The following is a 23,781-nucleotide window of genomic DNA, read 5'->3' as shown; positions in this document are numbered from 1 at the left end:
CCGACAACAACCGCGCTGGAGCATCACCATGAGCCAATCGACCGGTATCGAGACCAACGGTGTCGAACAGATCCCCGACGATCAACGCCTCGCCGCCCCGCTAGACCTGTTCCGCCTGATCTTCGGCGGTGCCAATACCTTTGCCACTGCCGTGCTGGTCAGTTTCCCGGTGCTGTTCGGGCTGTCGTTCCAGGCCGGGGTCTGGGCAATTTTGCTCGGGGTCGGCATCGGCGCCATCATCCTCGCCCCCATGGGCCTGTTCGGTGCGCTCAACGGCACCAACAACGCGGTGTCTTCGGGCGCGCACTTCGGCGTGCACGGGCGTATCGTCGGCTCGTTCCTGTCGTTGCTCACCGCCGTGGCGTTCTTCTCGCTGTCGGTGTGGAGCTCGGGCGATGCCCTGGTCGGCGGTGCCAAGCGCTTGGCCGGCTTGCCGGAAACCGACTTGACCCTGGGCCTGGCCTATGGCCTGTTCGCGGTGCTGGTACTGGTGGTGTGCATCTTCGGCTTCCGCTTCATGCTGTGGGTCAACAAGATTGCCGTGTGGGCGTCGAGCCTGCTGTTTCTGCTAGGCATCGTCGCCTTCGCCGGTCCGTTCGATGCGGGCTACGCCGGCAGCGTCAACCTCGGCCAGGCGGGTTTCTGGGCCGCCTTCGTCGGCGCGGCGATCCTGGCCATGAGCAACCCGGTCTCGTTCGGTGCCTTCCTCGGCGACTGGTCGCGCTACATCCCGCGGGCAACCCCCAAGCCGCGCATCATGCTGGCCGTGATCGCCGCCCAGGCCGCGACGCTGATCCCCTTCCTGTTCGGCCTGTGCACCGCCACCCTGGTCGCCAGCCAGGCACCGGACTACATCGCGGCCAACAACTACGTCGGCGGCCTGCTGGCGGTCTCGCCTAACTGGTTCTTCCTGCCGGTGTGCCTGATCGCGGTGATCGGCGGCATGTCCACCGGCACCACTGCGCTGTATGGCACCGGCCTGGACATGTCCAGCGTGTTCCCACGCCTGCTCAGCCGTGCCGGCGCCACCTTGCTGATCGGCGTGCTGGCGATCGGTTTCATCTTCATTGGCCGCTTCACCTTCAACCTGGTGCAGAGCGTGTCGACCTTCGCCGTGCTGATCATCACCTGCACCAGCCCCTGGATGGTGATCATGATCCTCGGCCTGATCACCCGCCGCGGCTTCTACCATGCCGATGACCTGCAGGTGTTCACCCGTGGCCAGCGCGGCGGCCATTACTGGTTCACGCACGGCTGGAACTGGCGCGGCATGGGGGCGTGGATCCCCAGCGCGGCGGTCGGCCTGTGCTTCGTCAACCTGCCGGGGCAGTTCGTCGGCCCGCTGGGCGACCTGGCCGGCGGCATCGACCTGAGCCTGCCGGTAACCCTGGGGCTGGCCGGGGTGCTTTACCTCGTGCTGCTCAACCTGTTCCCTGAACCTGCTGGCGTGTATGGGCCTGATGGCCCGCGCTGGGTGCGCTGCAAAAGCACCCCGCATGCGCCGCTAATCACTGCCGAAATAGCCTGACTGGAGTCTGCCCATGACCACTTCTCACTACATCGCCGGCCGCTGGGTCGAAGGCCAAGGCAGCGACTGCATCAGCGTCAATGACCCTGCCCTGGGCCTGCCCTTTGCCGAATTGATGGCCGCCAGCGTCGCCCAGGTCGACCAAGCCGTGGCTGCCGCCCGCGAAGCTCTGCCCGCCTGGAAGCAGACCAACGCCAGCCAGCGTGCTGCGTACCTGCGCGGCTTTGCCGAGCAGCTCGGGCAACGCCGCGAAGCGTTGATCACCCTGCAGATGCGCAACAACGGCAAGCCGCGCCATGAGGCCGAAATCGACCTGGACGACGCGATTGCCACGTTCAATTACTACGCCGACCTGGCTGAGCAGTTGCCGCAGAAAAACTGCGACGTACCCCTGGCCGCGCCTGGCTTCACCGCCCGCACCCGTCTGGAGCCGGTTGGCGTGGTCGGCCTGATCGTACCGTGGAACTTCCCGCTGGTGACCAGCGCCTGGAAGCTTGCCCCGGCCTTGGCCGCAGGCTGCACCGTGGTGCTCAAGCCCTCGGAGGTTACCCCGCTGATCGAGCAGACGTACGGCCAGATCGCCGATACCCTGGGCCTGCCCGCAGGTGTGCTGAACATCGTCAACGGCAAGGCCGAAACCGGCGCCGCGCTGAGTGGCCACAATGGCCTGGACAAGTTGTCGTTCACCGGCAGCAACAGCGTCGGTAGCCAGGTGATGCGCAGCGCTTCGGCGCAGTGCCGGCCGGTGACCCTGGAGCTGGGCGGCAAGTCGGCGATCGTGGTGTTCGATGATTGCGATGTCGAGCAGGCGGTGGAATGGATTGTCGCCGGCATCAGCTGGAACGCCGGGCAAATGTGCTCGGCCACCTCGCGCTTGCTGGTGCAGGACGGCATTGCCGATGCACTGCTGCCGCGTTTGCAGGCTGCACTGGACAACCTGCGGGTGGGCAACCCGTTGAGCGAAGAAGTGGACATGGGGCCACTGACCAGCCAGGCGCAGTGGCTGAAGGTTGCCAGCTACTTTGCCACTGCTCGCGAAGAGGGCCTGCAGTGCCTGGCCGGTGGCAAGGCGCTGGACCGTGACGGCTGGTTTGTCAGCCCGACGCTGTATGTGGACGTGCCGGCAGACAGCCGCCTGTGGACCGAAGAAATTTTTGGCCCTGTGCTGTGCGCACGCCGCTTCGCCACCGAAGCGCAGGCAATTGCCGAAGCCAACGACAGCCGCTTCGGCCTGGTCGCCACCGTTTGTTCAGCAGACCTGGAACGCGCAGAGCGGGTGGCCGATGCCCTGGAAGTTGGCCATGTGTGGATCAACTCGGTGCAGGCGGTGTTCGTCGAAACGTCGTGGGGCGGCACCAAGGGCAGCGGCATTGGGCGAGAGCTCGGGCCTTGGGGGTTGTCGGGGTATCTGTCGGTGAAGCATGTGACGCGCTGCCTGGGCTGATATCGCTGGGGCCGCATTGCGGCCCTTTCGTCGGCAAGCCAACGCCTACAGGGATAGCGCCAGCACTCGAATGGTGCGCCAACCTGTGCGAGCTGGCTTGCCGGCGAAGAGGCCAGCACAACCAATAGAAATCTCCCGCGCGTGACTTTCCCCTCCCCCCGCCAAGTCCCACTCCCTGGTACCCCCACAATCACAACACCAGGCCGGACCACCATGCACCCTCAACGCACCGCCTTGCACAACGAGTTGCACGCCCGCCCGTCGCTGTATTTCGATGGCCCTGCGCATGTCTTCCACCTCGCCCTGCTGGGCGGCGATGCCGCCTGTACCGCGCTATTGCAGCGCTGCTGCCCACAGGCTGCAGATGCCGGCGCTGCGCAAGGCATTACCCAGCTCGATGGCCACCCGTTCAAGTGGGAGCGCCATACCGAGTTCTTCACCCTGACCCTGGTAGTGCCTTGCTCGGCCGCCGACACCCAATGGCAACCGCTGCCAGCGGTGCTGGCCGACGCCATCGCGCCCCAGGCGGCGCAACTGATCAACGCGGTGCAAGTGCTGGTGCGCGACGAGCAGGACCTGAACCTGCCCGATTACGGCTTCAAGGACCCGTGCGGCTCCTGCGTCGGCGGTGGCGATGCGGTGGTGTGGAGCGACTTTCGCCTGACCGCCGACGGCACCAACCGCTTCGTGTTCATCAACCGCCGCCTCAATGCCTACCGCCAGGGCCGCATGATCCGGCGCCTGCTGGAGATCGAGACCTACCGCATGATGGCCTCGCTGACCCTGACCACGGCCAAGGCGCTGAGCCAGGAACTGGACGCCTTCGACAAAACCCTGGTGAGCCTTTCCGAACGCAGTGCCGGGGGCGATGGACGCGACTCCAAAGGCCTGCTCGACGCCATCGCCCACCTGTCGCGGCAGGTGGTCAGCCGCACCGTGAAAACCCGCCATCGGTTCGGCGCCACGCAAGCTTATGCGCAGCTGGTGTTCGAGCGCCTGGGCGAATTGCGCGAGAGCCATGTGGGCGATTGCCAACGCCTTGGGGTGTTCATCGAGCGCCGTTTCAAACCAACGGTGCGCTACTGCGCGGCGACCGAGCAACGGCTGGAACAGCTGGCGAAGAACGTCGCCAACCTGGGTGACCTGCTGCAGGCGCGGGTACAGGTGGAGATGGAAGAACAGAATGCCGGGATTCTGCACAGCCTCAATGCCCGGGCCGATGCCCAGGTGAAGATCCAGCGGGCGGTGGAGGGGCTGTCGATCATCGCCATCACCTATTACCTGCTGAACCTGTTCAAGCTGCTGTATGGCGGGTTGAATGTGCTGGGGCTGGAGCTGACGGCGAAGGATGCGCTGATGGCGATGGCGCCGCCGGTGTTGCTGGTGCTGCTGGTGATATTGCTGCGGATCAGGCAGGCCAAGCAGCATTGAAGCGGGGGGCGCTGGGCGCCCCCCAAAACTCACGCCGGCTCGTCGGCCGGGCGCGAACCTTCCTGCAGCAACACCATGCTCTGCGGCGAAGACAAGGGGATCCCCTCATCACGCAACCGCCCAAGAATGGTGAACAGCAGGTCACTGCGGGTGCCGGACACCTGCCGCGGCCCGGCCACGTAACCACTGACCGCAATCACCATGCCACTGCTCGTCAGGTCCTTGAACGACACCGAACTCGCGGGTGCATCCAGTATCGCTTCGTGCTCGTGATACGCCGCCAGCAGCAGGTCGCGCACGCGGTTGGCATCGGTTTCCAGTGGCAAGGTCAGGGTCACGCTGACCACCCCAAGGGCATTGCCCATGGTCACGTTGCGCACGTTCTGTGAAATGAACTGCGAGTTGGGCACGATCACTGTCGAGCGGTCAGACATCTGTATCTCGGTGGCGCGCACGTTGATGCGGCGGATGTCACCCTCGACACCGGCCAGGCTGACCCAGTCGCCCACCTTTACCGGGCGCTCGGTAAGCAGAATCAGACCCGAGATGAAGTTCTGCACGATCTGCTGCAGACCAAAACCGATACCCACCGACAACGCACTCACCACCCAGGTCAGGCTGGTCAGGTTGATACGCAGGGTCGACATCACCAGCATGGCCAGGAACAGGAAGCCCAGGTACCCCACCAGGGTCACCAGCGAGGCACGCATGCCGGCGTCCATGTCGGTTTCCGGCAGCAGGCGCTCGCTCAACCAGCGCTTGAGCACACGGATGCCGAACATGCCGCCGAAGAACATCGCCACGGCCAGCAGGATATCTTGCGGCACGATGTTCAAGTTGCCGAGCATCTTGCCACCGGTGCCATCCCAATCCCCCAGGCTGAGCAGCAACTCACCGGGGCTGGTGCCCGAAGGCGTGAAGGCCAGCAGTACCGCCAGGAACAGCAGCACGGTACGGCCGATGCCAGCCAAAATGGTGCTGGCCTGGGCCTGATGGCGCGGAGCCAGGCCCAATGTCGATGCCAGCGCCAGGCCGCCCGGTTGGCGGGGCGACAGCAGGGTTTCGCACAGGTCACCGAGGAAGGTGGTCAGCAGGTAGGCACAGGTCGCCACCACGCTGATCCACAGCAACTTGGCCGTAAGGAAGTACGCCAGGGTCAGGAAACCGGCCAACAGGGCCAGTACGATCAGCCCCACCCATACCACGATGACGAAGGGGATCAGCCCCGCCAGGCCAGTCGGGCGTTCCAGCTCATGCTTGCGCAAGGTGCGGCGGTAGCGCAGCAAGGCCACCGAGAAAATCACCGCCACCACCAGCGCAGTCAGGCCGTTGGTCGCCACGGTCAGCGCCAGGCTGGTACCGATCACGCTGTTAATGCGCTCCTGGGTCAGCAGCACCATCAACGCCAGGGCCAGCAATTTAGGGAACCAGCCCAGGGCGCTGGCCACCTCATCGTGGATCGGTGGCAGGCGCCAGGACGGGCGCTGCAGCATCAACATGGCGCGGCCCAGGCCTGAAATGAAGGCGCTGAACACCACCAGAGTAAGGATGTGGTTAGCCAGGCTGGCGATATCCGTGCCCAGCTCGGCGCTGCTTTCCAGGCCCCAGCGCAGCAGCGACACGGAACCGGCGATGGTGCCCAGCGTCGCCAGGCTGACGCTCAGGGCCAAGGCGCTGCGGCGCAGGCGGCCTTCGGGCAGCCAGCGGATCATCGCATCTGCCAGCAGGCGTTCAAGCAGCCGACGAACCAGCGTCCACACCAGGATGGCCGCCACCAGGCTGCTGAGGAAAAACCAGCGATGTTCTGCACTGAACGCGCTGGCCACGGCATCGGCCGCCTCGCCACGCAGGTCGCGCAGGCGTGCCACGTCTTCATCGGTGGGGCGGATCAGCGACTGCCAGAACGCGGGGGTCAGCGGGCTGGTGGCGCGGCTGGTGACCTGCGAGTTGAACTGGCTGCGGCGCAGGTTGACGATCTGCGTGGACAGGTCCCGGGCCGACTGGGTCAGCTTGGTGGCCTGCTCCTGCTCGGCCAGCACGGTCTTTTTCTGGGCTTCGAGGTCCTTGCGCTGAAGGGTGATGCTGGCAGGTTCATCCGGCTGCTGCGGGCCCAGCACCTTGAGCTTGTCGTCCAGGCCTTGCACGTCGGCAGTACGCAGCGCACCAAGGGCATCGGCCTGCCGCTGAACCTGTATGGCAGCCTGGCGCAGTTGCGAAAGCACATCGTCATTGGCGCTGCTGGTCACGCCCTGGCGGATCAGGTCGAGTCGATCACTCAACTGTTCAAGGCTCGCGTTCTCATCGAGCACCGGCAACTCGGCAGCCGCCAGGCTGGAGGCTGGCGGGGCCGGAGCGGACCAGGCCGGAGTGGCCAACGCCAGCATCAGGGCCAATACGCCTAGGCAATAACGGGCAAGGCTGACACGCCTCATCGAACAATCCTCTATGCATTTCGATTTGGCGGGGGATTCTACGCGGCTTCACGCGATCAGGAGAGTGCCGTTTCTCGCTTGAGCAGTTGCTGCTTGCGCTCCACACCCCAGCGATAGCCGCTGATGTCGCCGTCGCGACGTACCACCCGATGGCAAGGAATGGCCACGGCAATGCGGTTGGCCGCGCAGGCCATGGCCACGGCGCGGACCGCCCTGGGTGCGCCGATACGCTCGGCGATGTCGGTGTAGCTGACCCGACAGCCGGCAGGTACCTCACGCAAGGCCTGCCAGACCCGCTCCTGAAATGCCGTGCCTTGGATATCCAACGGCAGCGCAAGGCCCAGCGCGGGGGCTTCCACAAAGCCCACCACCTCGGCGACCACCCGCTCGTAATGGCTATCACCGCCGATCAGCCGAGCGTTGGGGAACTGGTCCTGCAAGGCCTGCAACAGTGGCTCGGGGTCATCGCCCAGCAGAATCGCGCAGATACCCTTCTCGCTCTGGGCCACGAGGATCGACCCCAGCGAACACTGGCCCAGCGCAAAACGAATGGTCGCCCCTGCCCCGCCGGCACGGTAGGCCTTGGGCCGCATGCCCAGGCGCTGCCCGGCACTTTCGTAGAACCGGCTGTTGGAGTTGTAGCCAGCGTCGTAGATGGCATCGGTCACCGAACGCTGATCCTGTTCCAGGTGCTCACGCAGGCGTCGGGCGCGAAACGCCGAGGCATAGGCCTTGGGGGTGAGGCCGGTTTCGGCCTTGAACAGACGGTGCAGGTGAAAGGGGCTGACCGCGAGCTGCGCGCTGAGCTGGTCCAGGTTTGGCCCGCTGGCAGCGCCCTCGATCAGGCGGCAGGCACGCGTCACCAGCTCGCTGCGCCGGGTTGCACTGGCACCGCTGTCACCCGCGCAACGCTTGCAGGCGCGGTAGCCGGCGGTTTCGGCGGCGGCGGTATCGTTGAAGAACGCGATGTTCTCGCGCTTGGCCATGCGCGACTTGCACCCTGGTCGGCAGTAGATACCCGTGGTGCGTACGGCATAGACGAAGTGGCCGGCGGCGGCGCTGTCACGGGCCTGCACGGCTTGCCAGCGCTGCTCGGGGGTGGTGTAGGGTTTCATCGCGGGTTACCTCTTGTCTGTCTCGCCTGTACCGCCAATGCAAAAACATCAGGCCCGCCACAGGTACCAGGCTGCCACGGTCCGGTACGGGCACCAGCCACCGCCCAGCGAGCGCATCTGCGCCGGCGTCGGTGCTTTCTCCAGCCCCTTCAGTCGACGATACCCCTCGCGTACCGCGAAGTCGTCGACCGGCAGAATGTCCGAGCGCTCAAGGCTGTAAATCAGCAACATCTCCACCGTCCAGCGCCCTACCCCACGCAGGGCCACAAGGCGTTCGATCAACACCTCGTCAGCCATGGCCAGCGACTCCTGACGGCTGGGCACCAAACCCTCTAGCCGAGCTTGGGCAATACCCTGCACGGTGGCCGTCTTGCTCGCCGAAAAACCGCATGCGCGCATCGCCTCAGGTGTCACGGCCAGCAATTGCTCCGGGGCGGGAAAACTGCCCTCGGGGAACAGCGCCAACAGCCTTCCCAGAATCGACTCGGCGGCGCGGGCATGCAACTGCTGGTAGGCAATTGCCCGTACCAGCGCCTCATAAGGCTCGCGCCCGGGCGTTGCCTGGTGCAGGCACGGCCCGATCGCGGCAATGTGCCGTGCCCAGTCCGGGTCCGATGCGGCCAGGTGTCGGCTGGCCTCGCGGTAAGCTTCGGGCGAAAGGTCAGCCAGAATCATTGCGCCTCCAACAGGTCGATGACAGGCCCAGCTTAGCCCAACCGTTCATCGGTGAAACGCCGGATCTTGCGCGGCTAATTCCTGGCATACCATTGATCCGCGCCGCGCTCCGCGCATAGAATTGAGAACTATTCACAATCACGCACGCTCACCGGATCAGGCCTTCGCTACGATGCAGACCACCGACACGCTCAAGCCGACCGAGGTTGCTCTGCTCTATCAGTCCCACCACGCCTGGCTCAGCGGCTGGCTGCGCAGCCGGGTCGGCTGCCACGAGCATGCCGCCGACCTGGCCCAGGATACCTTCGTGCGGCTGTTGCGCGCCCGCCAGGCTTCGCCGCTAAAGGAGCCCCGCGCCTACCTGAGCGCCATCGCCCGCGGCCTGATGATCGATCAGTTCCGCCGCCGCGCCCTGGAGCGGGCTTACCACGAAAGCCTGACCCTGCTGCCCGAAGCCGAGGTGCCCAGCGAAGAACACCGGCTGGTCATTCTCGATACCCTGGAGCGCCTCGACCGCGCCCTGCACACGCTGAAGCCGCGTACACGCCAGGCCTTTCTGCTGGCCCAGATTGACGGGCTGAGCATCACGCAGATCGCTGTGCAGCTGGATGTGGCCCGCGCGACGATCGAGCGCGACCTGGCCAAGGCCCTGGGTGTCTGCTACCGGTTGCGTTATGTCGACCTCTGACGGCGCGCCCGCACAGGCCCAGGTCGACCAGGCCATCGACTGGCTGGTGAAGCTGCGCTTCGACAGCCCCAGCCCGCGCACCGAGCGGCAATTCCAGCAATGGCTGGCCAGCCATCCGCACAACCCCAAGGCCTGGCAGCGTGTCAGCAACCTCAGCGACGAATTGGCCGGGCTGCCCAAGGCCCTGAGCCGCAGCACCCTCGACGCCAGCCAACGCCAGCGCAGCAGCCGCCGTGACCACCTCAAACTGCTGGCGCTGCTGGCCGCCGGCGGCAGCCTGGGCTGGGCCGCACGCGAACCGTTGGGCCTGCCGCAGCTACTGGCAGACAGCAGCACCGCCACGGGCGAACGCCGGCAATTGCACGGCAGCGATGGCAGCCGCATCCAGCTCAACACCGACAGCGCCATCGACCTGCGCTACAGCGCCGAACAACGTCAGCTTGAGCTGCTACGGGGCGAGGTGAGCCTGGACAGCAACGCCAACGACAACCGCCCTTTCCGCATCGATACCCGTGTTGGCACCCTGGGCACCCGCGACGGGCAACTGCTGCTACGCGAAAACGACAAGGGCTTGCTGCTGGCAGTACGCGGTGGCGAGGTGACGTTGTTCCCCGCCTCTGCCCACGCACGGTTGGTGCATGCCGGCGAAACGCTGCAAGTGCAGGCCAACGGCAACTTGCAGGCCGTCAGCCTGCACAGCGACCCTTGGGGCTGGACCGACGGCGTGCTCAGCGTGCAGCAGATGCCGCTGGGGGAATTTACCGCCGAACTCTCGCGCTACCGCCCGGGCCTGCTGCGCTGTGCTGACGACGTGGCAAACCTCAAGGTCTCCGGCACTTACCAACTGGCCGACACCGAGCAGATTCTGCAACTGCTAGCCCGCAGCCTGCCGGTGCGGGTCGACTACCGCACGCGTTACTGGGTGAGCATCGGCGCCGCCTGAAAAAGCCTGTGATCAGTCCGCCACTGCGCGCAACCGCCCTGCCCGCCGGTACGACTGCCGGGCAAAGCAGACAAACAGCCCCGCCATCAGCGCCAGCGCCATCGGCAACCCGTGCGGCGCCACATCCATCGCCGCGCCGCTGACCAGCGGCCCGACCAGGCTACCCACTCCCCATAGCAGGCCGACACTGGCATTGGCCGTGACCAGGTCCTGCCCTTTGAAGCGCTGCCCGATCAGCACCAGTGCCAAGGTGTAGATGCCCCCCGCCACAGCGCCCAGCACCACCAGCAGTGGCCACAGCAACCAGGTCATCTGCAGCAACCACGGCAGGCCGATGCCGATCAGCATCGCCACCAGGCCGCACACCAGGTGCAGGCCGGTACGCTCGACCCGGTCGGCCAACCAGCCCAATGGCAGCTGGAACAGCATGTCGCCGGCAAACACCACCGTCACCATCAGCGCCGCCACGCCTACGGCAAAGCCATGGCTGGTGGCATACACCGGCAGCAGCGACAGCACCACGGCATCGAAGAAGGAGAAGAACAGCACCGCCACGCACAAGGCTGGCGCCACGCGGAAGAAGCCGGCCAGGCCAAAGCTCTTTTCGCCTTCTTCATGTTCCACATAGTCGTTGGGCACCGTCAGCACGATGCACAGCAGGGCCAGGCCATAGCAGGCGGTGACCACGCCGGTGATCCATGGGCTGTTGGCCCCCAGCACAGCCAACATCGCCGGGCCGAGTACCTGGAAACCGGTAAAGCTGGTGGCGTACAGGGCCATGATCTTGCCGCGATTGTGCTCGGGGCACAGCTCGTTGACCCAGGACTCGCCCAGAATGATGGCAACCCCCATGCCGATGCCCAGACCCAGACGCAGCAGCGCCAGCAGCCAGATCGAGTCGAAGGCCGACTCCAGCAAGGCGATGCTGACGGTGCACAGGCTGAAGCACAGCAGGTAGATCGTCCGCCGGGTCAGCAAGCGGCAGCAGGCGTCGACCATGAACGCCGAGAGCATCATCCCCGCTGCGGGGATGGCTGAGATGATGCCGATTTCCAGGGTGCCTGCGCCGGCCTCATGCAGGCGCAACGACACCAACGGCAGGCTGGCCCCCAGGCTGAAGCCCACCACCGACACGGCGAACAACAGGCCCGCCAGCAAACGCATGTTCATTTACCACTCCTTGCAAACCGAAAAGACGAGCAAACACGAGCGCGCACGCCAGGGCGGCGGACGACGCAAAAGCGCAGATCAGTTCAGGGCAAGGTGTGGCGAGAAGGTGAAGGCAAACAGCACGCTGCGCCGACGCTTGAGCACCGTGTCACTCGGCCACGCACGACGCAGTGCCTGCAGTGCAGGCTGGCGAGCATTTGGCAGGGACGGGTTACGGCGCATTGCTTTGACTACGCAGGTTGGAGAAAAGAGGCGGCACTCTAGGCCAAGCCAGGTGGAATCGTCAATCCAAGGGCCGCTCGCAATCCCTGTAGGAGCGGCCTTGCGTCGCGATGGGCTGCGCAGCAGCCCCCAAACGCCTCAGCGCTTACGAGTACTAGGCAAAAACACCGCCAACAACCCGAACAACGGCAGGAACGAGCACACCCCATACACATACTCGATACCGCGCAGGTCCGCGACATAGCCAAGCAGCGCGGCGCCAATCCCACCGAAGCCGAACATCAAACCGAAGAAGATCCCGGCAATCATGCCCACGCTGCCCGGCACCAGTTCCTGTGCATACACCACAATGGCGGAAAACGCCGATGCCAGGATGAAGCCGATCACCACGCTCAGCACCGTGGTCCAGAACAGGTCGGCATACGGCAGCGCGAGGGTGAAGGGGGTGACCCCCAGGATGGAGAACCAGATCACCGCCTTGCGCCCGATACGGTCACCGATCGGCCCGCCAAAGAACGTACCCGCCGCCACCGCGCCCAGGAACAGGAACAGGTGCAATTGCGAGCTGGCCACCGAAACGTCGAACTTCTCGATCAGGTAGAAAGTGAAGTAGCTGGTGAAGCTGGCCATGTAGAAGTACTTCGAGAACACCAGCAGGCCCAGCACGATCAGCGCCGCGATCACCCGCTTGCGCGAGATGCCATGGGTAGCCTGCACGGCCTTGCGCGCCTTGGCCTGGTTCAGGTGCTCCTTGTACCAGCCCCGCAGCATCAGGGTCACGGCGAAGAAGAACAGCCCCGCCAGGCCGAACCAGGCGACGTGCGTCTGCCCGAACGGGATGACGATGGCCGCCGCCAACAGCGGCCCAAGCGCCGAGCCGGTGTTACCGCCCACCTGGAAGGTCGACTGGGCCAGGCCAAAGCGCCCACCCGAGGCCAACCGTGCAATGCGCGAGGTCTCTGGGTGGAAGGTGGACGAGCCGATGCCGACCAGCGCCGAGGCCAGCAGGATCATCGGGAAACTGCCGACAAAGGCCAGCATGACGATGCCCACCAGTGTGCACAAGGTGCCCAGCGGCAGCAGGTTCGGCGCAGGCCGACGGTCGGTAAAGAAGCCCACCCAAGGCTGCAGCAGCGAGGCAGTGATCTGGAAGGTCAGGGTGATCATGCCGATCTGGGCGAAGCTCAGGTCGTAGTTGGCTTTGAGCATCGGGTAGATGGCCGGCAGCACCGACTGGATCAGGTCATTGATCAGGTGCGCCAGGGCGCAGAAACCGATGATGCGCATCACCAGGGGGTTGGCAGGGTTCGCCGCTGCGCTGGTGGAAGCCGTGGAGGTGCTACTGGTGGCCATGTGCCTGAATCTCCGTCCGCAGATTTGGGATCCGATTATCAGGAAACAAATAGATACATAGCTACCTTTTTTATCCCTCCGTCGAGACGTACTTGTAAATGGTTCTCAATATATTTAGCATCCTCGACTCATTCCCCTGTCATCGTTGGGCGAAACGGCCCCTATCGTGAGCAGACCGATCCCATGAGCCCGATGCCCGCCAAGCAATTCCAGCCCGACCCGCAGCAGGAAGCCCTGGAGTGGTTCTCCCGTTTGCGTCAGCCCGGGTGTGACGAAGGCGAACGCCAGGTGTTTGCCGCCTGGTGCCAAGTGCCGCAAAACGCCCAGGCTTACGCTGAGCTGGAAACCTTCTGGCAACAGCTGCAACCCGCACCGGCTCGCCCGCAACCCCGGCAGCTAACGGCGCGCCGCAGCCACCTGGGCAAATGGCTGGCGCTGGTGTTTCTACTGGTGATGGGCACCTTGGCCTACCTGTACTGGCCGCTGATGCAACGCCTGGGCAGCGAAATGCACACCGACGTTGGCGAACGCCGCAGCCTGCGCCTGGCCGACGGCTCGACCGTGCACCTGGACAGCGCCAGCGCGATGAACGTCGACCTGCGCGGGCGTACCCGCCAGTTGCACCTGGTACAAGGCCAGGTGTACCTCGAGGTACTGCTCGATGGCCGCGCCATGGAAGTGGACGTGGGCGATGCGCGCATCCAGGTATTCGGTACCCGCCTGCAAATTGCCCGCTTTGCCGACCACAACGAACTGGTGGTGCTCAGTGGCAAGGCGATGGTGGTCCAGGGTGGCGAACAGCGCCTGGTCTCTGCCGGCGAACGGGTGACATTCGATGCCACACGGATCGACCCTGTACAAAAAGCCGACATGAAGACCGCCGACAGTTGGCGCAACGGCCGCCTGCGAACCACCGACATGCCGCTGGGGCAGGTGTTGGAGCGCCTGGCGGGGTACCAGGGGCAACGCCTGTGGATGCTCGACGAGCAGGCCGCCCATCGACGCGTGAGCGGCGACTTCAGCCTCGACCGCCCTGCCGAAAGCCTTGCCGCACTGGCCAGCACCCAGCAATTGCAGCTGCAGGGCGTGCTCGACCACTGGCTGATCGTGCGCTGAGGCCGGCCCTGGCGGCTAAGTTTTTGAAAGCGTGCAAATTTTTTTTGAAATGAGTGTTGACAGAGGGGCATCACAAGGGAATAATGCGCGCCATTGGCTACATAGCTCAGTTGGTTAGAGCATAGCATTCATAATGCTGGGGTCCGGGGTTCAAGTCCCTGTGTAGCCACCAAACATGATAAAGGGCTTACCGAAAGGTAAGCCCTTTTTCTTTGCCTGCGAAAAAGCACAGCCTGAGCTGTTTGGGTGCGGCCTATATGGCCAGCACCCCAACTTGCAATCGTCACATCAACGCACACCTGTGACTGCCACCGCCAGGCCCAGGCCGATCAATGCCAGCCCGATCACCCGGTCCACCAGCCGCTGTCGCTCGATCATTGCCTTGCGCAACGCCGTGCTGGAGAAAAACACGGCCACCAGACTGAACCACAGCCAGTGGGCAAAAGACATGAACGCGCCGTAGGCGAAGTCCAGTGCCAACGGGCTGCCCGGCTGCACCACTTGTGTGTAGGCGCTGATGACGAAGAGCATGGTCTTGGGGTTCAAGGCATTGGTGAGAAAGCCGGTGCGCAGCGCGGCCGCAAGGCTGGCGCCAGTGTGCCGGTCGATACCGTCCATCCTGATGCGCTCGGTGTTGGTCAGCGATTTGTAGCCCAGGTAGACCAGGTAACCCGCGCCCACCACCTTCATGCACAGGAACAGCGTCGGGCTCTGGCTGATGATCACCGCAATGCCCAGTACGGTGTACAGCACATGCACCTGTACGCCCAATGCAATCCCCACCGCAGCCGCCAGCCCGGCCTTGCGGCCCTGTGCATAACTGCTGCGGGTGACCATGGCGAAGTCGGCGCCAGGGCTGATGACGGCGAGGACGGTGAACAGGGCTACAGCGATGAGTTCAGTCATTGGCGGGTCTCGATAGGCGATGAAAATGCACAGACGCGCCGATTATCCCGGGCTTATTAACTGGGAAAAATCGATTTATAGTGGCGGTTATCCGCTAGTTATTCTCACAGACAGCACAACATGAAACTGCCGCCCCTCAACGCTTTCCGCTACTTCGACATCGCCGCCGAAACCGAAAGCTTCGTGCGCGCCGCCGAGCGCCTGCACGTCACCCATGGCGCGGTCAGCCGTCAGGTACGCCTGCTCGAAGAAAGCCTTGGCGTCGAATTGTTCGAGCGCCGCAACCGGGCCATTTTCCTCACTGCCGCCGGCCGCGCCCTGCAGGGCACCACCCAGGCCATGTTCGAACAGCTCGAAGGCGCCGTGCAGCGCCTGCAACAGCAGGCCAGCGACAATGTGCTGGTACTCTCCTGCGAGCCCACCATCGCCATGCGCTGGCTGATCCCGCGCCTGCCCCGCTTCAACGCCGCCCACCCCGACCTGCAGCTGCATCTGGTAGCCGCCGGTGGGCCAGTGGACTTTACACGCAGCGGCGTCGACCTGGCGCTGCGCCGCGATGACTTCCATTGGGACCGCCAACTCCATCACCGCAAGATCTGCGACGAATGGATCGGCCCGGTGTGCCGCCCCGGCGCCGTCACCAGCCTGGATGGTCAACGCCTGCTGCACAGCCGCACGCGGCCCAGCGCCTGGCCCACCTGGCTGCGCCTGAGCACGCAACGGGCCAGGCACACCGAGCGCAGCGACTATGAGCACTTCTACCTGTCGATCCAGGCCGCCAGTGCGGGCCTGGGCCTGGCCATGGGCTCAGCGCTGATGGTGCGCGACGAGCTCGACAGCGACCAACTGCAGGCCCCCTTCGGCTTCTTGCGCGACGGCTCTGCGTATCACCTGCTCAGCCCGCAGCCGCTGGACGATGGCGGCAAGCGCCAGCGTTTTGCCGAGTGGGTGATCAGCGAATGCCAAGCCTGCCTGGCTCACCTGGGCCTGGCGCAGAACGACGAGCCCGCACTGCCATCGCCACCCCAGGTGCGATAGCCGGCGGTGTCGATATGGATGCGACCTGACGGATAACGGCCCAGGCCCATGTTCCAGGCCTGGCCGTGTTGTTGCCAGAAACTGCACAGTGGGTTGGGGTCGGCCCAGGCCGGCAACAGGATATCAACGGCGAATGCGCGGGTATGGGCGCTACCCACGGCACCGCCCGCACATCGGTTGAGGCTGGGGTCGCGGTAGGCCGAGACCACTTCGAACTGGCGCAGGATGCCCTGGTCGTCGAGGGTGTTGAGCAATGCCAGCGTCGAGCGCACCGCAGGCCATTGGCTGGCAGGTGGCACGGCGAAGGGGGATGCCCGGCACAGCTTCCAGTCAGAGGCCGAGCGAAGCAGTTGATGGATCGGCACCACCCCATACAGCCGGGCATCCACCAGCATTTCGCGGAAGGGGCGTGTTTGATGATCGCCGGCCCATTGGGCGAACATCCACAGGTCACGGTCATCGGCGTGCGCGACACTAACCACCCACATGCCCATCGCCATCAGCAGCCACTTCGCGCCTGTCATCCCCACTCCCCTGCTCAACGAGATCGAACACCCTGTTTCAAGTTATGTAAGCAGAAACGCAGGGCAACACACCGCCTACTCCAACGCCCGCAACCGATACTGCGGTGGCAGTTGGGCAAAGCCGCTGATGGTGGTGTCCAGGCTCTTCCAACGCCCGTCCTTGATGCCATAGATGCAACCATGCACCGACAGCTCCTGCCCGCGATGCCAGGCGTTCTGCACGATGCTGGTGTGGGCCACGTTGGCGACCTGCTGGATGACGTTCAGCTCGCACAGGCGATCGACCTGCGCCTCTTCAGTTTCCAGCTTGGCCAGTTCGCCGCGCTTTTCGTAGTACAGGTCGCGGATCGAACGCAGCCAGCCGTCGATCAGGCCGAGCTGGCGGTCCTGCATGGCAGCGCGCACGCCGCCGCAACCGTAGTGGCCGGTGACCAGGATGTGTTTGACCTTGAGCACTTCGACGGCGTACTGGATCACCGACAGGCAGTTCAGGTCGGTGTGCAGCACCACGTTGGCGACATTGCGGTGGACGAACAGGTCGCCAGGCAGCATGCCGACGATTTCATTGGCCGGCACGCGGGCGTCGGAGCAACCGATCCAGAGGAACTCGGGGGTTTGCTGACGGGCCAGTTTGGCGAAGAAATCGGGGTCACGCTGGGTGATGGCATCGGCCCAGCGTGCATTGTTGTCGATCAGTTCCTGCAGGTCGTGCATGGTCTTGCCTCATCAGGTTGTACCTGTGTGACAAGGCCTGCACTCGAGGGGTCACTCCTCGAACAGGGTGCAGGCCATCACCAGGGCATCTTCACGGCCGCCGGCCATCGGGTAGTAGTCACGGCGGCGGCCGATTTCGTTGAACCCGTAGCGCTCGTACAACCGATAGGCCGACTGGTTGCTGGCGCGCACTTCCAGGAAGCACTCGCGGCCATTGAGCTGGTAGGCCCGCGCCATCAGGTGCTCAAGCAGACGCAGGCCCAGGCCGAAACCTTGGTTCTCGGGTTTGACGGTAATGTTGAGCAGGTGCGCCTCGTCGATGATCACATTGATCACGCCATGGCCGACCTGCTGCTGGCCGTCGAACATCAGCCACACTTCGTAGGACTTGAGCGCATCCAGAAAGATTCCGCGGGTCCAGGGATGGCTGAACGCGGCATATTCGATCTTAAGCACGGCATCCAGATCCGCCTCGGTCATCGGGCGGAAACTGATCGAGTCACTCATTCAACGCTCTTCCAGCGCGCCATCAGCTGGCGCATGGCTTGCCAGACGTCCGCCTTGCGCTGCGGCTCGTCCATCAACAGTTCAAGGCCCGGCAAGGCCCAGGCATCGCCCAGGCCCTCAAGCGTCAGTGTTTGGTAGTAAGTGTGCGCGTCGGTATTGCCGGCAAAGCGCAGCGCGGGCAGGCCGATCAACCACAAGCAGGTGCAGGGTGCCTCTTCCAGGCGGGCCTGGATGAACCCCTGGACGAAATCGCGTGCAGCGTCCGGGCCTTGGTCCATGTTGCCGCGCACCAGCAGCGGCCAGCGCACCGGCTCACCGATGATCTGTGGGGCGTCGGGCAGGCCGGCGGCGCGCAGCATGTCCTTGAGCAACAAGTAGGACGGGTCGCGGCTCTGGAACGGCTGGCCGGTGGCCAGTTCCACCAGCAGCAGGCAGTTGCCGGCGCGCAGCAGTTGCAACGAGAAGCGCGGTGGCGGCACCGGCACCGGGCGCGGTGCGGGGGCTGGTTCTTCTGCTTCGATGGGCTTGGCGGCAGGCTTGGGGGTGCTGCCTGGGCGCGGAATCTCGATTTTCGGGCGTTCGCCGCTGCGCGCCTGGGGGGCGGCAGGGGCTTCGTTGGCGGCGGGCGCTGGTTTGACGTCGAAGTCGAGGTCTTCGACCGGGGCCACCGGCAACAACAGTTCGGGGCGCGACGGTGCAGCGAACGGCAGTTCGGCGCGCGGCAGCCAGTGCACCACTTGCATGGCGGAAAGGTAGGCGCGGCGACGGGGTTCGGTCAGCACGAGGCGGGTATCCGGGGGGTTATATCAATCGGGCATTGTAACGCGTACGGCGGGTTTTTTGCAGCGCCTGGAAGACCGAGCGCCGCCCGGGCGGCGCTCGGTCTTCCAGGCGCCAAAGCCCTCCCGCCATACACACAAATAAACAAAGGCCATTTCTCATTACAGACCAAGGGGTGAAATCCTCCCCCCCGTATGCAGTACAATCGCCCCCTTTTTCTTGGCAACGAGTCGAAGCCATGATCGAACCCAAGCGCGTCCTGCGCGCCCTAGCCGAACACTGGGCCCTGATCGAGCCGCTGTGCGAACGTTTCGACCAGGGCACCCTGAGCCTGGTCGAACTGCGTCAGCATGTGGCCCGCCAGCAGGTCGAGAGTACCCCGCAGGACATCACCCAGCTGCTCGACGTGTGGATCCGCCTGGATATCCTGGTGCCGGTGGCCAAGAGCCCGAACCGCTTCGAGCTCAACGCCCAGATCCACGACTTCCTCGCCTACCTACGCCGCGAACACCGCTTGGGCCTGTGCCTGGAGATCGAAGCCTACCTGCGCCACCTGGAACGCCTTGCCGGGCACATCCAGGATGCCTTCGACAACCGCGACAGCGACGACCTGGCGCGCCAGTTGCGCCTGCTCGACATGCGCGTGCGCGATGTGCTGAAGAAGCTCGACAACGACGAGCAGGCGCTGGTGGCCGTGGCCGAGCGGGCCAAGACCAGCAACCGCCAGATCCCGCTGCGCCAGCGCTACGCTGAAGTCCTCGCAACCTGGGACGAGTACGTCGAGCCGATGATCCAGCTGGTCAACGCCGACGGCGCCTTCGAACAGGGCGTGCGCAAGGTCGAAACCGTGCTGCTGCGCCTGCTGGGCGAGCAGGCGCGCCTGGGCCACCTGGTCGACGACGACATGCTGCTGCGTACCCACGCGCGCATCCTGGAAATGCAGACCAGCGCCCAGCTGACCCTGCGCCACGCCCGTGAACTGCTGCTGCCACTGCGCGAAGAAGCGCGCCGGCACAACGCCGTGACCCGTGGCGCCGCCCTGGCGCTGTCGGTGATCCGCCGCAAGGGCATCGATGCCGTGCCGCAAGCGGCCATGCCGATGTTCACCCGGCCGCAGAGCACCTTCCTCGGCAGCGCCAGCCAGGTCGAGGCCTATGTCTACGCTTTGGCCCGCTTCGAGCCCAAGCCTGCGCGCTTCCCCAAGGCGCACAAGACCGACAAAGACCCGTTGCCGCGCGCGCCACGCACGGTCAAGGAAATGCTCGAACGCTGCGAGCAGGCCCTGCCGCTGCCCGACCTGATGGTCTGGCTACTGGAGCAGGAGCCCGACGGCGCCACCGACGAACTGCTGTACTGGTTCTCGCGCCTGTCGCGCGAGAAGCGCTTCCAGCGCGAGCGCCTCGAACGCCGCGACTACACCACCCACGAACACCTGGTCAGCCTGCGCTCGTTCGCCCTGACGTCCAGCCGTGAAGACGTCGCCAGAACGACTGCCGAATCCAACGCGAGCCCAGCCAATGCATCTTGATCTTTCCGAACTGTCCCAGCTCGCACCGATCTTCCGCGAGCTGTTCAAAGGTTTCCACGTCAGCCGCCGTGACCCCGAGCTGTACGCTCAGCTGTCGAACTTCCAGGACCAGTACCGCACCCTGTTCAAGGCCCTGGGCTTCGAATTGGTGTGCGACACCCGTGGTTTCTATTACTTCGTGCCCGAGCTTGCCGCCGCGCAGGTCAACAAGACCGCCCAGCGCCTGTCGCTGTTCACCTTCATCCTGGTCGAGCACCTGGCCGACCAGGGCCGCGACCCAATGGCCGTGCTCGACGGCGGCAGCATTGGCCGCGACGAACTGCCATCGCTGCTGGAAAAATACCGCGACCTGTTCCTGCAGGCCGAAGTGCAAACCGTCGAAGAACTGGAAGAAAAAATCCTGCGGCGCATGACCCAGCTCGGCTTCGCCTTCGAGGAAGGCGGTATCTACCGCTTCCTGCCGCCGATGCATCGCTTCCTCGACGTCTGCCTGTCGGTGCAGCAGGACCGCGACCTGGCCGCCACCCTGCACAGCGACCTGCCTTTGCCGACCCCGGTACTGGCCGAGGAAGAAAGCCCGGAGCAACTCAACCGCACCGACGACCCGCTCGACCTGTCGCCATTCGAAGGCGACGAGAGCGAAGAGGACGCCCTGGCCCGGGCCATCCGCGAAGAGCAACAGGAGATTGACGCATGAGCCAGGAACGCTACGGCATCCGCCGCTTTGCTTTGCTCAACACCGCCGGCTACAGCCTTGGCCTGTTCCCGCTGGAGCACCCGCTGTCGGTGTACGGCGCCAACAACCTGGGTAAATCGGCCTCGATCAACGCCCTGCAGTTCCCGATCCTGGCGCGCATGTCCGACATGAGCTTCGGCAAGTACAGCCTGGAGCAGTCGCGTCGCTTCTACTTCGCCAGCGACACCTCGTACATCCTCTGCGAACTGAACCTGCCCCACGGCCCGCACGTGATCGGCGTGGTCGGCCGCGGCCCGGGCGGCGGTTTCGGCCACCAGTTCTTCGCCTACAAAGGCGAACTGGACCTGGCCCACTACCAGAAGAACGACACCTGCCTGCGTCAGAAAGAGCTGTTCACCAACCTCGAGCGCCTGGGCCTGAAGGCCTACGAGCTCAAGCCCGACGAGCTGCGTCGGCTGCTGGTCGGCGGCCACACCTCGGTGCCGCTGGACCTGACCATGATCCCGCTGCGCTCGACCAGCGAGCAAAGCCTGAAAACCTTCCGCGCGTTGTTCATCAACCTGCTGCACATGCGCGAGATCACCGCAGCCAAGCTCAAGCAGCTGTTCCTCGACGCCTTCGAGCACAGCCTGCGCTCGGGCAGCGTCGACTACATCGCGGCCTGTGAAGAAGCCTTCCGCGACGTGCGCCGCATGGAGCAGGACTACAACGCCCTGGTCGCCGCCGGCCCGCTGGTCGAAGCCCTCGCCGGTGGCGTTGCCCAGCGCGACATTCTGCGCGGCAAGCTGCACCGCCTCTCGCCCCTGCTCGACAACCTGCTGGGCACCTGGCAGGAATACGCCATGGCGCGCAAGGAAGAGCTGGTCATCCAGTCCGAGCACTACCGTGGCGAACAGGACCGGCTGCAGAACGACCAACGCGGAGGCACCCAAGAACTGATGCGGCTGGAGCGTGAGATCACCGGCATCCAGCGCTGGCTCGGCGAGCTGTCGGTGCTCAAGCGCCGCTTCGCCCTGGTCGATGACGTCAAGGTCCTGGAGCAGCAGTTGCTGGCCGCCAAGGATGCCCACGACGAACTGGCCGGCGCCCTGGCCCAGTCGCGGCAGTTCTCTGCCGAAGACCTGGACGAGCGCGTACGCGACCTGGAAAAACGCGTCAAGCAGGTCAAGCAGCAGCTCGACCACGCCGACAACAACAGCTATGCCCGCCTGCGCGAAGAGTTCTCGCAGCAGGACGTCGACCGCCTGATGCGCCTGTTCAACGGCGCGCTGTTCAGCCTGCCGCTGGGCGAGCGCGGCATCGAACTGGACGACAGCGACCTGTGGGTGAAGTCGCTGGAAGCGGTGCTCGATGGCTTCAAAGGCGAGCGCTTCGAGGCTCCGGGCCTTTCCATCGATATCTCGCACATCGACCCACCAGCCCTGCAGGCGCTGGCCGACCGCGCCGCCCTGCGCGACCAGAAGGACCGCCTGGAGCGCGAGCTCAAGCAGCTCAAGACCCAGCAGGCCGTGGCCGCCGACCGCTCCGCCTCCAAGGCGCAGACGGAAACCCTGTACCAGGCCGTACTGGATGCGCAGAAGGCGCTGGAAGACTTCCGTCGCAGCGAAACGCTGGCGGCCGAAGAACCCGAGAAACTGGAGCACTTGTCACAACTGGAAGCGGCCCAGGACGAGCTCAAACGCTCCAGCGATGCCTTCACCGAGCGCGTCCAGCAACTGTCGGCCAAGCTGCAACTGGTCGGCCGCCAGCTCGGCGACCTGGAGTCCAAGCAGCGCACCCTTGAAGACGCCCTGCGCCGCCGCCAGCTGCTGCCGGCCGACCTGCCTTACGGCACGCCGTTCATGGAAGCGGTCGACGACTCGATGGACAACCTGCTGCCGATGCTCAACGACTACCAGGACAGCTGGCAGGGCTTGCAGCGGGTGGACAACCAGATCGAGGCGCTGTACGCCCAGGTGCGCCTAAAGGGCGTGGCCAAGTTCGACAGCGAAGACGACATGGAGCGCCGCCTGCAACTGCTGGTCAACGCCTACGCGCACCGCACCGATGAGGCCCTGACCCTGGCCAAGGCGCGCCGCGCCGCAGTCACCGACATCGCCCGGACCCTGCGCAACATCCGTAGCGACTACGACAGCCTCGAGCACCAACTGGCGCTGTTCAACCGCGAGATCAACAAACGCCAGGTGTCCAACCTGCAGAGCTTCCGCGTGGTGCTGGCACCGAACAAGGAAGCGCTCAAGCACATCGACCAGATCATCCACAGCGCCGGCCAGTACGAGGAAGGCGAAACCCTGTCGGTGTTCGACCTGACGCAGAACTCCGACCAGGACCACAAGAACGAAGAGGCCAAGGAGTACCTGGCACGGCTGGTGGCGGCCAACCACAACCAGCTGGGCCTCAAGGACCTGTTCGAACTGGCCTTCGAGATCACCAAGGTCAATGGCCAGCCGGTGATCCACGCCGACATCGACGGCGCCGCGTCCAACGGCACCACCATGACCATCAAGGCGCTGACCAACATGTACTTGTTGCTGCACCTGATGGACCGTGACCTGGCCGGGCGCATTCGCCTGCCGTACTACCTCGACGAGGCGGCAGACATCGACGAACGCAACCAGGCGGCCTTGCTGGAAACCAGCCTGCAACTGGGCTTTGTGCCGATTCTGGCGAGTGTGAAGCCACAGGTGTCGGCCAAGGTGGCGATCGACCTGGAAGGCGGTAGCGGGCCGAATGGTATCTACATCGATGAGGCGGACTGGAAGTTCATCAGCCGGCTGGATGAGGTGAAGGCCGACGTGCGTGAGGATCAGGCCGAAGAACTGGCCTGATTACTCTTCGATAGGGGCCGCTTTGCGGCCCAATCGCGGGGCAAGCCCGCTCCCACAACTACCCCGCCGCCTGTGATGACTGTGCTGAATTTGTGGGAGCGGGCTTGCCCCGCGAAAGGAGGCCAAAGGCCTCCCAACTTTC

The 23,781-nt window shown here is 64.7% G+C and carries 21 protein-coding genes and 1 tRNA gene; 11 read left to right on the top strand and 11 right to left on the bottom strand.

Features of this window, described 5'->3' with window-relative positions:
- Window positions 1–28 precede the first annotated feature (28 nt).
- The 3 genes from CKW22_RS08470 (at window position 29) to CKW22_RS08460 (ending at window position 4,403) form a co-directional block, all read left to right on the top strand.
- Entirely contained in the window at window positions 29–1,528 is a 1,500-nt protein-coding gene (locus CKW22_RS08470; protein WP_095064013.1) for a cytosine permease, read from the top strand.
- Window positions 1,529–1,541: 13 nt separating this feature from the next.
- Window positions 1,542–2,972, top strand: coding sequence for an aldehyde dehydrogenase family protein (locus CKW22_RS08465; RefSeq protein WP_095064012.1), 1,431 nt, complete (start codon window positions 1,542–1,544; stop codon window positions 2,970–2,972).
- A 213-nt stretch (window positions 2,973–3,185) separates the two neighbouring features.
- Entirely contained in the window at window positions 3,186–4,403 is a 1,218-nt protein-coding gene (locus CKW22_RS08460) for a DUF3422 domain-containing protein (protein WP_033701349.1), read from the top strand.
- Between the two features lie 29 nt (window positions 4,404–4,432).
- On the opposite strand, the gene CKW22_RS08455 is transcribed toward CKW22_RS08460, so the two are convergent.
- Genes CKW22_RS08455 through CKW22_RS08445 form a run of 3 tightly spaced genes read right to left on the bottom strand, consistent with a single transcriptional unit; the run spans window position 4,433 to window position 8,625 of the window.
- The gene (locus CKW22_RS08455; protein WP_033701350.1) at window positions 4,433–6,835 is read right to left on the bottom strand and encodes a DUF3772 domain-containing protein; all 2,403 of its coding nucleotides are present in this window, start codon (window positions 6,833–6,835) and stop codon (window positions 4,433–4,435) included.
- A gap of 56 nt (window positions 6,836–6,891) precedes the next feature.
- Window positions 6,892–7,950, bottom strand: coding sequence for a bifunctional DNA-binding transcriptional regulator/O6-methylguanine-DNA methyltransferase Ada (gene ada / locus CKW22_RS08450; protein WP_095064011.1), 1,059 nt, complete (start codon window positions 7,948–7,950; stop codon window positions 6,892–6,894).
- Between the two features lie 48 nt (window positions 7,951–7,998).
- Window positions 7,999–8,625 carry a DNA-3-methyladenine glycosylase gene (locus tag CKW22_RS08445; protein WP_095064010.1) on the bottom strand — a complete coding sequence of 209 codons (627 nt, stop codon included), beginning with the start codon at window positions 8,623–8,625 and terminating at the stop codon, window positions 7,999–8,001.
- A 172-nt stretch (window positions 8,626–8,797) separates the two neighbouring features.
- Between CKW22_RS08445 and CKW22_RS08440 the strand changes: the two genes are divergently transcribed.
- Together CKW22_RS08440 and CKW22_RS08435 are read left to right on the top strand one after the other, a co-directional pair.
- The gene (locus CKW22_RS08440) at window positions 8,798–9,313 is read left to right on the top strand and encodes a sigma-70 family RNA polymerase sigma factor (protein ID WP_095064009.1); all 516 of its coding nucleotides are present in this window, start codon (window positions 8,798–8,800) and stop codon (window positions 9,311–9,313) included.
- Window positions 9,300–10,256, top strand: coding sequence for a FecR domain-containing protein (locus tag CKW22_RS08435; RefSeq protein WP_095064008.1), 957 nt, complete (start codon window positions 9,300–9,302; stop codon window positions 10,254–10,256). The genes CKW22_RS08440 and CKW22_RS08435 overlap by 14 nt, the downstream gene beginning before the upstream one ends.
- Window positions 10,257–10,268: 12 nt before the next feature.
- Here CKW22_RS08435 and CKW22_RS08430 read toward each other — a convergent pair whose 3' ends face one another.
- From CKW22_RS08430 to CKW22_RS08425, 3 genes are all read right to left on the bottom strand, one after another.
- Window positions 10,269–11,426, bottom strand: coding sequence for an MFS transporter (locus CKW22_RS08430; protein WP_033701357.1), 1,158 nt, complete (start codon window positions 11,424–11,426; stop codon window positions 10,269–10,271).
- A 78-nt stretch (window positions 11,427–11,504) separates the two neighbouring features.
- Window positions 11,505–11,648, bottom strand: coding sequence for a hypothetical protein (locus CKW22_RS27520; RefSeq protein ID WP_167334465.1), 144 nt, complete (start codon window positions 11,646–11,648; stop codon window positions 11,505–11,507).
- Between the two features lie 138 nt (window positions 11,649–11,786).
- Window positions 11,787–13,001, bottom strand: coding sequence for an MFS transporter (locus CKW22_RS08425; protein WP_033701358.1), 1,215 nt, complete (start codon window positions 12,999–13,001; stop codon window positions 11,787–11,789).
- Window positions 13,002–13,193: 192 nt separating this feature from the next.
- Here CKW22_RS08425 and CKW22_RS08420 point away from each other — a divergent pair, with 192 nt between their 5' ends.
- On the top strand, window positions 13,194–14,117 hold the full coding sequence (locus CKW22_RS08420) for a FecR domain-containing protein (RefSeq protein ID WP_095064007.1): 924 nt from the start codon (window positions 13,194–13,196) through the stop codon (window positions 14,115–14,117).
- Between the two features lie 95 nt (window positions 14,118–14,212).
- Window positions 14,213–14,289, top strand: a tRNA-Met gene (locus tag CKW22_RS08415).
- A gap of 116 nt (window positions 14,290–14,405) precedes the next feature.
- Here CKW22_RS08415 and CKW22_RS08410 read toward each other — a convergent pair.
- Window positions 14,406–15,023, bottom strand: coding sequence for a LysE family translocator (locus CKW22_RS08410; protein WP_095064006.1), 618 nt, complete (start codon window positions 15,021–15,023; stop codon window positions 14,406–14,408).
- A 120-nt stretch (window positions 15,024–15,143) separates the two neighbouring features.
- On the opposite strand from CKW22_RS08410, the gene CKW22_RS08405 reads away from it, so the two are divergent.
- On the top strand, window positions 15,144–16,061 hold the full coding sequence (locus CKW22_RS08405) for a LysR substrate-binding domain-containing protein (protein ID WP_095064005.1): 918 nt from the start codon (window positions 15,144–15,146) through the stop codon (window positions 16,059–16,061).
- Here CKW22_RS08405 and CKW22_RS08400 read toward each other — a convergent pair.
- The 4 genes from CKW22_RS08400 to CKW22_RS08385 all read right to left on the bottom strand — a co-directional run bounded on the left by CKW22_RS08400 (window position 16,001) and on the right by CKW22_RS08385 (window position 18,588).
- Complete coding sequence (locus CKW22_RS08400) at window positions 16,001–16,585, bottom strand: D-Ala-D-Ala carboxypeptidase family metallohydrolase (RefSeq protein WP_077068631.1); 585 nt, start codon at window positions 16,583–16,585, stop codon at window positions 16,001–16,003. The two genes, CKW22_RS08405 and CKW22_RS08400, sit on opposite strands and share 61 nt — an antisense overlap.
- A 75-nt stretch (window positions 16,586–16,660) precedes the next feature.
- Complete coding sequence (gene can, locus CKW22_RS08395) at window positions 16,661–17,299, bottom strand: carbonate dehydratase (protein ID WP_033701363.1); 639 nt, start codon at window positions 17,297–17,299, stop codon at window positions 16,661–16,663.
- Between the two features lie 51 nt (window positions 17,300–17,350).
- On the bottom strand, window positions 17,351–17,806 hold the full coding sequence (gene rimI / locus CKW22_RS08390) for a ribosomal protein S18-alanine N-acetyltransferase (protein ID WP_047582784.1): 456 nt from the start codon (window positions 17,804–17,806) through the stop codon (window positions 17,351–17,353).
- Window positions 17,803–18,588: an energy transducer TonB gene (locus tag CKW22_RS08385; protein ID WP_095064004.1), complete on the bottom strand. Its 786-nt coding sequence runs from the start codon at window positions 18,586–18,588 to the stop codon at window positions 17,803–17,805. The genes rimI and CKW22_RS08385 overlap by 4 nt, the downstream gene beginning before the upstream one ends.
- 236 nt (window positions 18,589–18,824) lie before the next feature.
- Between CKW22_RS08385 and mksB the strand changes: the two genes are divergently transcribed.
- The 3 genes from mksB to mksF are packed head-to-tail and all read left to right on the top strand — an operon-like array spanning window position 18,825 to window position 23,639.
- Window positions 18,825–20,114 (top strand): Mks condensin complex protein MksB, encoded by a 1,290-nt coding sequence (mksB, locus tag CKW22_RS08380; RefSeq protein WP_033701367.1) that lies wholly within the window; start codon window positions 18,825–18,827, stop codon window positions 20,112–20,114.
- Complete coding sequence (gene mksE / locus CKW22_RS08375; RefSeq protein ID WP_033701368.1) at window positions 20,104–20,811, top strand: Mks condensin complex protein MksE; 708 nt, start codon at window positions 20,104–20,106, stop codon at window positions 20,809–20,811. Before mksB ends, mksE begins: the two co-directional genes overlap by 11 nt.
- A complete protein-coding gene (gene mksF / locus CKW22_RS08370) occupies window positions 20,808–23,639 on the top strand; it encodes an Mks condensin complex protein MksF (RefSeq protein WP_033701369.1) in 2,832 nt (943 codons plus the stop codon). The genes mksE and mksF overlap by 4 nt, the downstream gene beginning before the upstream one ends.
- Window positions 23,640–23,781: the final 142 nt, after the last annotated feature.

Source organism: Pseudomonas sp. Irchel s3f19, from assembly GCF_900187555.1.
Classification (GTDB): domain Bacteria; phylum Pseudomonadota; class Gammaproteobacteria; order Pseudomonadales; family Pseudomonadaceae; genus Aquipseudomonas; species Aquipseudomonas capeferrum.
The sequence above is the reverse complement of the archived record's forward strand: the minus strand, read 5'-3'. Positions and strand labels throughout refer to the sequence as shown.